This is a genomic window from Lachnoanaerobaculum sanguinis (assembly GCF_033242365.1).
GTDB classification, from domain to species: domain Bacteria; phylum Bacillota; class Clostridia; order Lachnospirales; family Lachnospiraceae; genus Lachnoanaerobaculum; species Lachnoanaerobaculum sanguinis.
Window position 1 is genome coordinate 186,397 of record NZ_BTHK01000002.1, and the last position, 14,022, is coordinate 200,418.

The following is a 14,022-nucleotide window of genomic DNA, read 5'->3' on the forward strand; positions in this document are numbered from 1 at the left end:
ATATGACAAGGAGGGAAAATGGACGTAGCTGTCAAGATGCAGGATATAGTCAAGAAATTCGGCGACTTTGTTGCTAATGACGGTATCAATCTAACTGTAAAAAAAGGAGAAGTTCATGCCATTTTAGGTGAGAACGGTGCCGGAAAATCTACACTTATGAATATTTTATACGGTTTATACCATCCTACATCAGGAAAAATATTCATTGACGGAAAAGAAACCGCTATAGGTACTCCACAAAAGGCAATTGATTTGGGAATAGGAATGGTACACCAGCACTTCATGTTGATACCTCCTTTTACAGTTACCGAAAATATTGCACTTGGTATGGAAGATACAAAGGGCGTTGTTTTGGATTTGAAAAAGTCAAGAGAAAAGATTGTAGAACTGTCAAAGAAATACGGATTGTCGGTAGACCCCGATGCCAAGATAGAAGATATTTCCGTAGGTATGCAACAAAGAGTAGAGATAATAAAAGTTTTGTACAGAGGTGCAAACACTTTAATACTTGACGAGCCGACAGCTTCACTTACTCCACAAGAGATAGTTGAGCTTATGGATATAATAAAGAGTCTTACAAAAGACGGCAAATCTGTAATTCTTATCACACATAAGTTAAAGGAAATAAAGGCTTGTGCGGATTCCTGTACTATTATCAGACATGGAAAATATATAGATACTGTTGATGTAAAAGCAACAAGTGAAAGTGAGCTTGCTGCCATGATGGTAGGAAGAGATGTCTCATTTACTGTTGAAAAAGAAAAGAGAGAGCCCGGAGAAGTAGTTCTTGAAGTTAAAGATCTCTGTGCAAAAGACTATAGAAAGGTAGATATTCTTAAGTCTTTAAGCCTTAATGTAAGAAGAGGTGAGATAGTCGGTATTGCCGGTGTAGACGGCAACGGACAGTCTGAGCTTGTAGAGATACTTACAGGGCTTAAAAAAGCCGAGTCGGGTAGTGTAAGCATACTTGGAAAAGATGCTTTTAATGTTACACCAAGACGGAGTTTTGAAATGGGTATTACAAGTATACCTGAAGACAGACAAAAGCATGGCCTTGTACTGGATTTCACAGTTGCGGAAAATCTTATTTTGCAAAACTTTGAAAAAGAGCCTTTTTCAAAGAGCGGAATATTAAATGATAAAAATATAGAAGCACATGCAAAAAAACTTATAGAAAAGTTTGATATAAGACCGAATGACAGTGCGAAAAAAGCTGCAAAGACATTATCAGGAGGAAATCAGCAAAAGGTTATAATTGCGAGAGAGGTTACAAACGACTCGGATCTTTTGATTGCGGTAAACCCTACCAGAGGTCTGGATGTAGGAGCTATTGAGTTTGTTCACAGATACCTGGTTGAACAAAGAAATAAAGATAAGGCGGTATTGCTGGTATCTTTCGAGCTTGATGAGATAATGAATCTTTCAGACAGAATAGAGGTAATTTTTGACGGACAGATAACAGGAGAGGTTCTTGGCGAGGATGCCGATGAGAAAGAGCTTGGACTTTTGATGGCAGGAGGAAAAAAGGATGAGTAGGAAAAATAATATACTTTCAAGCAATGCTTTTTATACTCTTATATCAATAGTCATAGGCTTTGTTGTAGGTGCAATACTTTTAAGTATTGCAAAAATCAATCCTTTGGACGCGTATAAACAGCTGTTTAACGGTGTTTTCGGTAAGCCCAAATTTATGGTCTGGTGTTTGATTTATGCGGCACCGCTTATATTTACAGGGCTTAGCGTAGCATTTTCATTTAAAACGGGTGTTTTTAATATAGGTGCGGAGGGACAATTTGTAGTCGGATCACTCACAGCCTGCGTTTTAGGTATACTTGTGAAGGCTCCGGCAATTATTCATGTTCCGCTTTGCTTTATAGGTGCGGCGCTTGCAGGCGGTATCTGGGGAGCAATAGTAGGAGTTTTGAAGATTAAAAAAGGTGTAAATGAAGTTTTATCCTATATTATGTTTAACTGGATAGCTTTCTATTTATCAAACTTTGTTGTAAATCTAAGTATCATCCATAAAGACGGTGGTGGTGAGGCAACAAAGGATATAGCGGCAACAGCAAGAATTTTGGCTCCTAAATCAATTATAGCGGCTACAGGCGCGTCAGCTGCAAACTACGGTTTTATTCTTGCAATAATATTTGCTGTAATAGTATGGTTTATTATAAACAGAACAACTCTGGGATTTAAGCTCAGAGCCGTAGGTTTCAGCAATACTGCCGCACAGTATGCGGGTATTGATACAGGAAAATCATTCCTTACGGCAATGGCATTTTCAGGTGCATTGGCAGGTATCGGAGGTGCCGTACAGCTTATGGGTATGAGTGGAAGAATTTCACAGTTCTCAGGGCAGGAAGGATACGGCTTTCAGGGTATTACAGTAGCACTTATAGCTTCATCAAATCCGATTGCATGTATTTTTGCCGGAATATTCTACGGCGCAATGAAATACGGCGGTGGTAAACTCTCTTTGGTAAATGCTCCGGCAGAGGTGGTAGATATCATAATGGGTATTATCATCCTGTTTATAGCAATATCAAGCCTGTTTAAAAATATATTCTTAAATCATGGAAAGAAGGGAGCGGTATAATGGACGTTTTAATAAGGAATTTAGGTCTTCTTATAAATGCAATATTGATAGCAACACCACCTCTTCTTTTGGCGGCGCTCGGATCATGCTTTTCCGAGAGAAGCGGTGTGGTAAACATCGGTATAGAAGGTATGATGACAATCGGTGCATTCATGGGTGCATGTGTGGCATATTTTAGCGGCAACGGTTGGTTAGGATTTTTTGTGGGCGGACTTAGCGGTGCTCTTCTTGGAGTTATACATGCAATTGCATGTATACAGTTTGGAGCGGATCAGACTATATCAGGTACCGCGATAAACTTTATAGGACCCGGACTTGCTGTATTTTTATGTAAGGCGATATTTGACAATTCATCCGATTCACCGGCACTTGACACAGCTGCAAAGCTTCCAAAAATGTTTGAAGGTGTGTTTAAGTCAGGTTCATTCGGCTATAATGTTTTTTCCACTTATTCAGTGGCGTATTTAAGCTTTTTATTGGTTTTGGTAGTGTGGTTTGTATTCTATAAAACAAAGTTCGGAATGCATTTAAGAGCTGTCGGAGAGCATCCACAGGCTTGCGCAACTCTTGGAGTTAATGTATATCTGACAAGATATATCTGTGTTATACTTTCAGGCTTTCTTGCAGGACTTGGAGGAGCATTCGTTACACTTGCAACTGTAAGTCAGTTTAGACCTGCGGTAATAGTAGGACAGGGATTTATTGCGATTGCGGCGGTAATCTTCGGTAAGTTTAAACCGCAGGGAGCATTTAAGGCATGTTTACTTTTCGGACTTTGTAACGGTATAAAGGCACTGCTTGGAGCAGGTAATGCTGTTTCACCGAATTTAGTTTCAATGATTCCATATGTAGTAACAATTCTTGCACTTGTGTTTGTAGTAGGAAGTACAAGAGTACCGGCTGCAAATGGTAAGCCTTTCTTAAAGGCTAGATAGGGGGATTATGTTAGCAACAAAATTATTTGATCACACAATTTTAAAGGCTGATGCAACAAAGGAAGATGTAAAAAAAGTATGTGAAGAGGCAATGGCTTACAGCTTTTGCTCTGTATGTGTAAATTCATACTATGTTCCTTATGTTGCCGAACTTCTTCACGGAAGTGATGTTAAAATATGCACTGTAGTGGGCTTTCCTTTGGGAGCTATGTCTACAAGAGCAAAGGCGCTTGAAGCAAAGATTGCTGTAATGGACGGTGCCGATGAAGTAGATATGGTTATAAATATCGGTGCATTAAAAGATAAAGATTATGATGTTGTTCTGGAAGATATAAAGGCTGTAAAGGAAGCTTGCGGAAACGCTCTTTTAAAGGTAATTATTGAGACCTGTCTTTTGACTGACGAAGAAAAGATTAAAGCATGTGAGCTTTCAAAAGAGGCAAATGCCGACTTTGTAAAGACTTCTACAGGATTTTCTACTGCAGGTGCCAAAGTGGAAGATATTAAGCTTATGAGAGAAACTGTAGGTAAGGACATGGGAGTAAAAGCAAGTGGTGGAATAAATGATAAAGAGTTTGCAAATGCATTGGTTGAAGCAGGTGCAAGCAGACTTGGAACAAGTGCTACTATAAAGATAGTGGAATCAGCCTTTTATGATGTATAACGGTTAAGATATGAATAGAGAAGATATTTTAAAATTACCTAAACTTGACTTACATTGCCATTTGGACGGTTCATTATCAAAGACATTTTTAGAGAATGCTTTGGGAAGAACTTTTACCATGGAAGAGCTGTCAGTCAGTATGGATTGTAACAGTCTGGTGGAATATCTTGAAAAATTTGATATTCCATTGGAAGCCATGAACACCGCCAAAAATATCAAGGCCGCTACTGTTGATGTAATGAAGTCGGCATCAAAAGAAGGCGTAAGATATATTGAAATAAGATTTGCCCCTCTTTTGTCTGTTTCAGACAGTTTGAAGACAGGTGATGTGATAGAAGCTGTAATAGCAGGAATCAATGAAGGAAGCAATCTTTTTAATATTCATGGCAATGCCATATGCTGTGCAATGACACATCATGATATTGAAGATAGTAAGGCTATGTTTAAGGTTGCAAGAGAATACTATGGTAGCGGCGTGTCAGGACTTGATTTGGCAGGAGATGAAGCAAATCATCCTATAGGAGAGTTTAAAGATCTGTTTAAATATGCAACAGATTTGGGTATGAACTATACTATTCATGCAGGTGAGGCAGGACCTAAGTCCAATATAGAAGGCGCTATAGAATATGGTGCAAAGAGAATCGGACATGGTATTGCTATGAGAAATGATGAAAGGCTTTTGAAACTTGCTAAAGATAAACGTATTGGTATAGAAATGTGCCCGATAAGTAATTATCAGACAAAGGCGGTAGGAAAAAATGAGATTCATCCATATTCAGACTACATAAAAAGGGGCATACTTGCTACCGTCAATACAGACAACAGATTGGTCAGCAATACAAGTATTACAAATGAGATATTATTCTTGCAGGAAAGAGATATGATATCCGATTCGGATATTATTCAGGGAATAAAAAATTCAATAGAAGTATCATTTGCAAGTGATAATATTAAAGATATGCTCTTAAAAGAATTAAATTAAGGGAATATCTGCTTGTGTACACGTTTGTATGACCGGAAGGTTTTATTTATGAGAAAATATAAAAGAGTTTTTGTGGTTGTACTGGATTCTTTGGGAATCGGTGCAATGCCCGATGCCGAAAGATTCGGTGATGCAAATACAGATACTTTCGGACATATAGTAAAAAGCTATGGAAAACTTGATATTCCAAATTTGAAAAAACTGGGGATGTATAATCTTCATCCTGTAGAAGGAGAGTCCGGAGTGGAAAAACCGCTTGGAAGATTTTTCAGAATGGAAGAGATGAGTAACGGTAAGGATACAATGACAGGTCATTGGGAAATGATGGGACTCAGAATTGAAAAGCCTTTCCAAACATTTACTGATACAGGCTTTCCTAAGGAGCTTATAGATGAGCTTGAAAAAAGATGCGGTAAGAGAGTAATCGGTAACAAGTCAGCTTCAGGTACAGAGATACTTGAAGAACTTGCGGAAGAAGAGATAAATACCGGAGCAATGATAGTGTATACATCTGCCGATTCGGTACTTCAAATCTGTGGAAATGAAGAGACATTCGACCTGCAAAACTTATACAGATGCTGTGAGATTGCAAGAGAACTTACAATGAAGGATGAATGGAAGGTAGGAAGAGTAATTGCCAGACCTTATGTAGGTAAGAAAAAAGGGGAATTTAAGAGAACTTCAAACAGACATGACTATGCCCTGAAACCTTTTGGAAGGACTGCTCTTAATGTATTAAAGGATGCCGGACTTGATGTTATTTCTATCGGAAAGATAAACGATATATTTGTCGGAGAGGGAATTACAAAGGCATATCATTCGGATTCAAGTGTGCATGGTATGGAACAGACCATTGATATGCTTGTGGAAGATTTTACCGGCCTTTGCTTTACAAATCTTGTTGATTTTGATGCACTTTGGGGGCATAGAAGAAATCCGATAGGATATGCAAAAGAAATTGAAAAGTTTGATGTTAAGCTTGGTGAGTTTATGGAAAAGATGAATGATGACGATCTTTTAATACTCACTGCAGATCATGGAAACGATCCTACACATACTGGAACAGACCACACAAGAGAGGCCGTATTCTTTATGTCATATTCAAAGAAATTTGACGGCGGAAAATTACTTGATACAACCGATACATTTGCAGTAATCGGTGCAAGTATAGTGGACAACTTCGGACTGAAGATGCCTGAAAATACAATAGGCTACAGTATTTTAGATAAGCTATAATGGAGGTTATATGAATCCGGTTTTCGAAAAAGTGAAAAAGAGCTATGATTATATCAGAACAGTTACAGATTTTACACCTGAGGTTGCTTTGGTACTTGGCTCAGGTCTTGGTGAGTTTGCAAAGCATATGGAAGTTGAATGTGAGATTCCATACTCAAGTATTGAGGGATTTCCTGTATCGACTGTGGCAGGGCATGACGGAAGATTTCTCTTCGGTACGGTTGAGGGTGTAAAGACAGTTATTATGAAGGGAAGAGTTCACTACTATGAGGGTTATCCTGTAACAGATGTAGTACTTCCTACAAGACTTATGATTATGCTTGGAGCAAAGAAGTTAATTCTTACAAATGCTGCAGGCGCTGTAAATACTTCATATAAGCCGGGTGATTTGATGATGATCACAGATCATATATCAACCATAGTACCTTCACCACTTATAGGTGAAAACATAAGTGAATTCGGAACAAGATTTCCTGATATGAGTAATGTCTATTCAAAGAGACTTCAGGATGTGGTAAGAAAGTCCGCTAAGGAAGTGGGAGTTTCTCTAAGAGAAGGCATATATATGCAATTTAGCGGTCCTGCATATGAGACACCTGCCGAGGTAAAACTTGCAAGATTGCTTGGTGCCGATGCTGTAGGCATGTCCACTGCGATAGAGGCTGTTGCTGCAAATCATATGGGCATAGAAATCTGCGGTATTTCATGCTTTACAAATATGGCGGCAGGTATCTTAGATCAACCTCTCAGCCATGAAGAGGTATCTGAGGCTGCAAATAAGGTTTCTCATATATTTGAGGGATTGGTAAAAAGTATAATAAAGAATGCGTAAAAAAGGAGGCTACGAGCCTCCTTTTTGTATTAAATAAAATAATGAAATTTGAATAAATATTAAAATATATAACATATTTAAATATAAAACAATTACATAAAAATAACATCTATTGACATTATATATATATATATATATATAATGTCAATAGAATATATTTAACATATAGGAAATAAAAATATTAAAAATATTATGTATAAAAGCATGATAATTTTAAGCTGAATAAAGTGAAAAAAAGAGGAAGATATATATGATAAAAATAACTAAAAGAAAAATAGAAAAAAAAGGTATTGTAACGGTTGAAAAAGCTGAGTTTGAATGTAGAGGTAAGCAAGGTACATTCATCCGTGAGGGAATAAAGTATGAACTACGTTATCCTTGTTCACTTTATTGTAATAATTTTAATGATTTCTCGACATCATTTCAATTTTTACTTAGTGATGAAAATCAAATTACTAATTATATGGAAGGGCTGTATGAGGTTGCAAATGAGTTTGGAGTAAAAAAAGTTCCTGTGTCATTAGAAGAGAATTATATTAAGCGAACAAACTTAAATATTGAAACTATTGATGGAATTCCTGTAGATACATTCGGAGTAAATATTATAAACTTTGTAAAATATGCTATGAATAATAATATTTCAGGTATACTGATAATTCAGAATGACAAGGCATACAAAGGCTCAAAGTCAATAAATAATGGTAAAATATTAAAGGGATCAATTGATTATACAGAAGAAATACAAAGAAATATTGAGCTTTATAAAACTAAAGATGGTGGAGTAAATTATGGAGTAAAACTAAAATATTATGATAATACGGTTGAATGCTGTATATTTCCAAGTCTAAATGTTGCAGTTATTGGGAAAAAAGCTATTACGAAAGTTAAGAGTATAGTAAGAACTAATTATATGATTGTAAGGAATGGATTTACAGATACTGAGATAAAATTCTATGGAAGTTATCTTGATGGAGATGATAAAATATTTGAAAAAGATTTATATAATATAACATTTGATTAATTTGTTATAGTGTATGGATAACAGTTATTAGTTGTGTTATATGGGAGATCGAATGCATGGTGAATAATACAATTTCCCAAGATGAATTTAATGTATTTATGGGAATATCAAATGTAACCAAAGTAAAAGTTATGGAATTATACCTTATTGAGGGTTATACCATGAATGATGTTGGGTATGAAGTATTTGGTAAAGATGATCGTAGTTTTACTGTATCTTTGATACATAGATGCTACAATTTTTCAGGGAGGAATGGTGGTAGGTATAGAAAGGGATGTAAATTCCAATTAGAGCATAATTATATTGTAAGCAAAAAAGATATTGAAGAGTTTATTAAGCGATATCCACGTGGGACTTTTGGAAATGGAATTACATTTGAGGATTTTCTGATTGAAAAAATCAGACGATATGGAACTCAAAGTCAGAATAATGTTATGAACAACAATTCTGGAAGATTAAACAGAGGAATATCAAGTGATACTGGTGCAAGAAACAATTTTAGTCAAGAGTTGGAGTTAGATCATGCAGATAATTTTGATTGGAGTCAGATGGATCAAGATTTATTTGGAGATAGATTTAATAGTAGATATGGGAATAGCTCAGATAAGTCATCTGTGACATACGGTAGTAATAATAGTATTTATTCAAATAATAGAAGAACAAATTATAAAGAGGGTGTTCAAAATAATAGACGTAAAAGAAATCCTAATATTCTAATTGTAGCAATTATATTCTTGTTAATTTTTATTACTATGATAAACAGTGGAACAATATTTATATATGGAGATTATGCATTAGCTTCATTTGCACTTACCGTTATTGCATTTGTATTATGGTGGAAAAGTTAGGAATAGATTATATATGAAATTTTAAAGTAGGTTGATTTTCAACCTACTTTTTTAAATTAACATAGATAAAATTGATGTGTTAATTACTTTTTTAATCTTTATTATATTACTTTGATAAAGAAAAAATTAAGGATATTATTGAAAAAATATTACTTTATCATAGAATAATATTATACACATGGCATTTCAATATATTTTTCTAATAGAGATATTGCAAAATACTGGAATAACAGTAAAATAAATTTATCAATGTTCGGACTGGAAAATCAGAGTAAACCGGAAAAGTTTATGCCGTTTAGAGTTTTTGGATATGACGGAGCGGAGTATGTAAGACAATCCAAAAAAGAAAATAAGAAAGATGCCAAGTATCCGGTGATTACATTAGTATTATACTTTGGATATGATGAAAGGTGGAATCAGCCGAAGAGTTTGTTTGAACTTTTAGATATAGATGAAAAAATCAAACCATATGTAAATGATTTTAAGATGAATCTCTTTGAGATAGCATACCTTGAAAGGGAGACGATAGATAAGTTTAGGAGTGATTTTTGGATACTTGCTGATTATTTGTATCAGATGCGTGTAAATAATGATTATGTTGCATGTGAGACGGTAATTAAACATGTAGATGAGCTTTTGATGTTAATGTCTGCAATGACAAAAGATGACAGATTTGAAGAAACAATAAACGAGCTTAGCAGAAAGGAGAGTGTAACAATGTGTGAGGTACTGGATAAAGTGGAAGCAAGAGGTAGAAAAGAAGGTGTGATAAGTGTGCTTATCTCTTTGGTAAAAGATGGCATATTAAGTGTATCGGAAGCTGCGATAAGGGCAGATATGAGTGAAGAAAGCTTTAAGAAGTATTTAGAGTCTTGATAATTGTCGATTTAAACGTAAACTCACAGAATTAAAATAAAATTTTTTGTTCTGTGAGTTTTATTATATGCTTACCTGTTGTGGTTTTATACAACAGTAAAAAAAATTGATAGAAATGAATATTATTTCACTGCTTTTGCCCTTGTTTTTTTGTTGATTTCATTATAAAATAGTTTAAGATTGTTTTGTATTTAACAATATCAGTGATACTATATTTTACAAAAAATATAATGTCACAACGGTCAAAATATACTTTGACCGCAACAATTTATTAATTAATACGGAGGTTTGTATATGGCTCAAATAGGAGTTTCTGCTATGAAACGAATTGAAGATTTGCTGGATACCGGAAGTTTTGTGGAAATTGGATCATATATAAGTTCAAGGAACACAGATTTTAATCTATCTGACAAGGAGACTCCAAAGGATGGGGTTTTGACCGGTTACGGTACGATTAATGACAGTCTGGTATATGTGTATAGTCAGGATCCTTCAGTGCTTGGCGGCTCAATAGGTGAAATGCATGCAAAGAAGATTGTTGCACTATATGATATGGCGATGAAGATGGGAGCACCGGTAGTAGGACTGGTTGATTGTGCGGGTCTTAGACTTGAAGAGTCTTTTGATGCATTGGATGCCTTTGGAAAAATATATTTAGCACAGACAAAAGCAAGCGGTGTTATTCCACAGATACAGGCCGTATTCGGTCTAAGCGGCGGCGGAATGGCAATAAGCAACGGACTCAGTGATTTTGTATTTATGGAGCAGGATAAGGCAAAAGTCTTTGTAAATTCTCCAAATGCTATAAACGGAAATTCACAGGATAAGAATGATTTTTCAAGTGCCAAGTTCCAATCGGAATCTACAGGTCTGGTTGATTTTATAGGAACCGAGTCTGAAATCATTTCAGGAATCAGAGAGCTCATTTCAGTTCTTCCTGCAAATAATGAAGATGATATGTCATATATCGAGTGCACAGATGATTTAAACAGACTTACACCTGAACTTGAGGGTAGAATAAGCGATCCTGCACTTGCACTGAATATTATCTCAGACAGTGGATATGTGCTTGAAGTAAAGAAAAACTTTGCAAGAGAGATGTTTACAGGATTTATCAGATTAAACGGTAATACTGTCGGAGTTGTGGCAAACAGAAGAGCACTGTATGATGAGAACGGTGAGATTGCAGATGAGTTTGAAAATGTACTTTCTCATCAGGGAAGTGATAAGGCGGCAGGTTTTGTTGAATTTTGTGATGCTTTCAATATTCCTGTACTTACACTTGTAGATGTAAAAGGATATAAAGCTACAAAATGCAGTGAGAAGAGAATGCCTAAGGCAGGCGCAAAGCTTACATATGCATATGCAAATGCAACAGTTCCTAAGGTAAGCCTTATAGTAGGTGATGCTTACGGAAGCGCTTCACTTTCAATGAATTCAAAATCAATAGGTGCTGACATTGTATTTGCATGGGAAAATGCAAAGATGGGTATGATGAATGCAAGTGAGGCTGTAAAGATAATATATTCTAAAGAAATTGATTCAAGTGAGGATATAAAGACAACTCTTGAAGAGAAAACAAGGGAGTATGAGAACTTACAAAATTCAGCCGTATATGCTGCAAGAAGAGGATATGTAGATGATATTATCACAGTAGCAGATACAAGAAAGAGATTGTTGGCAGCCTTTGAAATGCTTTTTACAAAGAAAGAAGATCGTCCATATAAGAAACATGGATCAATTTAGAGGTGAATCATGAAAAAGAGAATAAAGTATTTAATCTTAAGTCTGTTTATGATTGCCATGCTGGCACTTAGTGCATGCGGTAAGAAGGCCGACTCTGAGAGTTCAATACCGGAGGATGTTTCAAACCAGCTTCCTGTACAGGCTGAAAGCTTATTGAATCAGCTGTACAAAATGGATGATGCGGAGCTTGATCAGGTAATTGAGGGTGTAGAGCAAAACGGTCAGACGGCATTTGCCGAAGGAGTAAAAAACTTTAAATCAACAAAGGAGCTTGTTGGAGATCTTGTAGGAATTGATGATACAAAAGTCTCAGTTTCAGAAGGCAATTATGTTGTTAAGGTAAATTATTCCGGCGAAAACAGAAAATCCGAGATGACACTCGGTTTTGACAGCAAAACAAATCAGGTAGCGGTATTTTCTATCACACCTAAGTACAGCGTTATTGAAAATATGGAAAAGGCCGCACTTAATACAGTTCTAGGTATGGGAACAGTATTTATTATATTGATTTTTATATCATTCCTTATAAGCTTGTTTAAGTATATAAATGTATTTGAGAATAAATTAAAAGCAAAGACTAAGGAAGAACCTGTAATTGAGGCGGTAAAGGTAAACGAGCCTGAAAATCTTGAGGATGATTTGGAGCTGGTAGCGGTTATAACGGCAGCCATAGCGGAGTTTAGCAATACAGATGCATCAAACCTTATCGTTCGTTCAATAAAGAGAGTTAAAAGATAGTGGAGGGAAAAATGAAGAATTATACTATTACAGTAAATGGCAAATCATATGAAGTTTCTGTTGAGGAAAGAGGAGGAGCAAGTGCTCCTGTTACACCTGTAGTGTCTACACCGGTTGCACCTGTTGTTAAGCCGGCGGCACCTGCTGCAAGTGGAAGTGAAGGTAGAGTAAAGGTTGTTGCACCTATGAGCGGAAAGATCCTTGGCATCAAGGTAAGTCTTAATCAGGCAGTTAAAAAAGGTGAAGTGGTAGCCGTGCTTGAAGCTATGAAGATGGAAAATGATATCGTTGCACTTGAGGACGGTACAATTGCAAGTATAAATGTAAATGTTGGAGACAGTGTTGAAACTAATCAAACTCTTGTAACAATCAACTAATATCCGGAGGGAGAAAAAATGGATTATATATTAAATACATTATCCAATTTGATTGCTCAGACCGCATTCATGAATCTTACCTTTGGCAATTTGATAATGATTTTTGTTGCCTTTATATTCCTGTATTTGGCAATCAAAAAGGGATTTGAGCCTCTTTTGCTGGTTCCGATTGCTTTCGGTATGTTACTTGTAAATATCTACCCGGATATAATGCTTAGACCTGAGAATTCGGCAAACGGTGTTGGAGGTTTGCTTCACTATTTCTATGTATTGGATGAATGGAGTATACTACCTTCACTTATATTCATGGGTGTAGGTGCACAGACCGATTTCGGTCCGCTTATAGCAAATCCGAAATCATTCTTACTCGGTGCGGCGGCACAGTTTGGAATTTATGCGGCTTATTTTATAGCAATCTTTATGGGATTTAATGATAAGGCGGCAGCGGCAATATCTATTATTGGTGGAGCTGACGGCCCTACTTCTATCTTCCTTGCAGGTAAGCTTGGACAGACTGAATACCTGGGACCTATAGCTGTAGCGGCGTATTCATATATGGCTTTGGTACCTATCATACAGCCGCCTATTATGAAATTCTTTACAACTGATGAAGAGAAGAGAATCAAGATGGAGCAGCTTCGTCCTGTATCACAGCTTGAGAAGATTCTTTTCCCTATAATAGTTACGGTAGTGGTATGTCTTATACTTCCTACTACAGCACCTTTGGTAGGTATGCTGATGCTTGGAAACCTCTTTAAAGAGAGTGGAGTTGTAAAGCAGCTTACAGAGACAGCAGCAAATGCAATGATGTATATCGTTGTTATCTTACTTGGAACCAGTGTGGGTGCTACAACAAGTGCGGAGGCATTCCTTAAAGTTACAACTTTAAAGATTGTAGCACTTGGACTTATAGCTTTTGCTTTCGGTACCTGGGCAGGTGTAATATTCGGTAAGATAATGTGTAAGGTTACAGGCGGTAAGGTAAATCCGCTTATCGGTTCGGCAGGTGTTTCGGCAGTGCCAATGGCAGCCAGAGTTTCACAAAAGGTTGGTGCGGAGTATGATCCTACAAACTTCCTTTTGATGCATGCTATGGGACCTAATGTGGCAGGTGTTATAGGTACGGCTGTAGCGGCAGGAACCTTTATGGCAATATTCGGAATAGTATAAG

Annotated in this window: 13 protein-coding genes and 1 pseudogene; all 14 read left to right on the forward strand. The window is 36.5% G+C overall.

All coding sequences use genetic code 11. From position 1 onward, the window contains the following. Positions 1-18 precede the first annotated feature (18 nt). A complete protein-coding gene (locus tag SBH76_RS02155) occupies positions 19-1,536 on the forward strand; it encodes an ABC transporter ATP-binding protein (RefSeq protein WP_317976623.1) in 1,518 nt (505 codons plus the stop codon). Continuing rightward, positions 1,529-2,596, forward strand: coding sequence for an ABC transporter permease (locus tag SBH76_RS02160; protein ID WP_290649458.1), 1,068 nt, complete (start codon positions 1,529-1,531; stop codon positions 2,594-2,596). The genes SBH76_RS02155 and SBH76_RS02160 overlap by 8 nt, the downstream gene beginning before the upstream one ends. Next, positions 2,596-3,531, forward strand: coding sequence for an ABC transporter permease (locus SBH76_RS02165; RefSeq protein ID WP_314757591.1), 936 nt, complete (start codon positions 2,596-2,598; stop codon positions 3,529-3,531). The genes SBH76_RS02160 and SBH76_RS02165 overlap by 1 nt, the downstream gene beginning before the upstream one ends. A 7-nt stretch (positions 3,532-3,538) precedes the next feature. Continuing rightward, positions 3,539-4,195 (forward strand): deoxyribose-phosphate aldolase, encoded by a 657-nt coding sequence (gene deoC / locus SBH76_RS02170; RefSeq protein WP_317976624.1) that lies wholly within the window; start codon positions 3,539-3,541, stop codon positions 4,193-4,195. Positions 4,196-4,205: 10 nt separating this feature from the next. After that, the gene (add, locus tag SBH76_RS02175) at positions 4,206-5,177 is read left to right on the forward strand and encodes an adenosine deaminase (RefSeq protein ID WP_317976625.1); all 972 of its coding nucleotides are present in this window, start codon (positions 4,206-4,208) and stop codon (positions 5,175-5,177) included. Between the two features lie 48 nt (positions 5,178-5,225). Beyond that, entirely contained in the window at positions 5,226-6,413 is a 1,188-nt protein-coding gene (locus SBH76_RS02180) for a phosphopentomutase (RefSeq protein WP_317976626.1), read from the forward strand. A 10-nt stretch (positions 6,414-6,423) separates the two neighbouring features. After that, on the forward strand, positions 6,424-7,245 hold the full coding sequence (locus SBH76_RS02185) for a purine-nucleoside phosphorylase (protein ID WP_290649447.1): 822 nt from the start codon (positions 6,424-6,426) through the stop codon (positions 7,243-7,245). Positions 7,246-7,495: 250 nt separating this feature from the next. Next, a complete protein-coding gene (locus SBH76_RS02190; RefSeq protein WP_317976627.1) occupies positions 7,496-8,266 on the forward strand; it encodes a hypothetical protein in 771 nt (256 codons plus the stop codon). 56 nt (positions 8,267-8,322) lie between these two features. Further along, positions 8,323-9,114, forward strand: a complete 792-nt coding sequence (locus SBH76_RS02195) for a hypothetical protein (protein ID WP_317976628.1) — start codon at positions 8,323-8,325, stop codon at positions 9,112-9,114. A 204-nt stretch (positions 9,115-9,318) separates the two neighbouring features. Further along, a pseudogene (locus SBH76_RS02200) lies at positions 9,319-9,990 on the forward strand (Rpn family recombination-promoting nuclease/putative transposase); the annotation flags it as partial. Between the two features lie 294 nt (positions 9,991-10,284). After that, positions 10,285-11,736 (forward strand): acyl-CoA carboxylase subunit beta, encoded by a 1,452-nt coding sequence (locus SBH76_RS02205; protein ID WP_314757594.1) that lies wholly within the window; start codon positions 10,285-10,287, stop codon positions 11,734-11,736. Positions 11,737-11,745: 9 nt separating this feature from the next. Further along, on the forward strand, positions 11,746-12,474 hold the full coding sequence (locus SBH76_RS02210) for an OadG family protein (protein ID WP_317976629.1): 729 nt from the start codon (positions 11,746-11,748) through the stop codon (positions 12,472-12,474). Between the two features lie 11 nt (positions 12,475-12,485). Beyond that, entirely contained in the window at positions 12,486-12,851 is a 366-nt protein-coding gene (locus SBH76_RS02215) for a biotin/lipoyl-containing protein (protein WP_317976630.1), read from the forward strand. A gap of 18 nt (positions 12,852-12,869) precedes the next feature. Beyond that, a complete protein-coding gene (locus tag SBH76_RS02220) occupies positions 12,870-14,021 on the forward strand; it encodes a sodium ion-translocating decarboxylase subunit beta (protein ID WP_009664072.1) in 1,152 nt (383 codons plus the stop codon). The last annotated feature ends 1 nt before the right edge of the window (position 14,022 follow it).

Excerpts from the sequence above, each read along its gene's own strand:
- SBH76_RS02205 (WP_314757594.1), top strand. The coding sequence starts at position 10,285 with ATGGCTCAAATAGGAGTTTCTGCTATGAAACGAATTGAAGATTTGCTG.
- SBH76_RS02210 (WP_317976629.1), top strand. The coding sequence starts at position 11,746 with ATGAAAAAGAGAATAAAGTATTTAATCTTAAGTCTGTTTATGATTGCC.
- SBH76_RS02155 (WP_317976623.1), top strand. The coding sequence starts at position 19 with ATGGACGTAGCTGTCAAGATGCAGGATATAGTCAAGAAATTCGGCGAC.
- SBH76_RS02180 (WP_317976626.1), top strand. The coding sequence starts at position 5,226 with ATGAGAAAATATAAAAGAGTTTTTGTGGTTGTACTGGATTCTTTGGGA.
- add (WP_317976625.1), top strand. The coding sequence starts at position 4,206 with ATGAATAGAGAAGATATTTTAAAATTACCTAAACTTGACTTACATTGC.
- SBH76_RS02190 (WP_317976627.1), top strand. The coding sequence starts at position 7,496 with ATGATAAAAATAACTAAAAGAAAAATAGAAAAAAAAGGTATTGTAACG.
- SBH76_RS02185 (WP_290649447.1), top strand. The coding sequence starts at position 6,424 with ATGAATCCGGTTTTCGAAAAAGTGAAAAAGAGCTATGATTATATCAGA.
- SBH76_RS02215 (WP_317976630.1), top strand. The coding sequence starts at position 12,486 with ATGAAGAATTATACTATTACAGTAAATGGCAAATCATATGAAGTTTCT.
- deoC (WP_317976624.1), top strand. The coding sequence starts at position 3,539 with ATGTTAGCAACAAAATTATTTGATCACACAATTTTAAAGGCTGATGCA.
- SBH76_RS02195 (WP_317976628.1), top strand. The coding sequence starts at position 8,323 with ATGGTGAATAATACAATTTCCCAAGATGAATTTAATGTATTTATGGGA.
- SBH76_RS02160 (WP_290649458.1), top strand. The coding sequence starts at position 1,529 with ATGAGTAGGAAAAATAATATACTTTCAAGCAATGCTTTTTATACTCTT.
- SBH76_RS02220 (WP_009664072.1), top strand. The coding sequence starts at position 12,870 with ATGGATTATATATTAAATACATTATCCAATTTGATTGCTCAGACCGCA.
- SBH76_RS02165 (WP_314757591.1), top strand. The coding sequence starts at position 2,596 with ATGGACGTTTTAATAAGGAATTTAGGTCTTCTTATAAATGCAATATTG.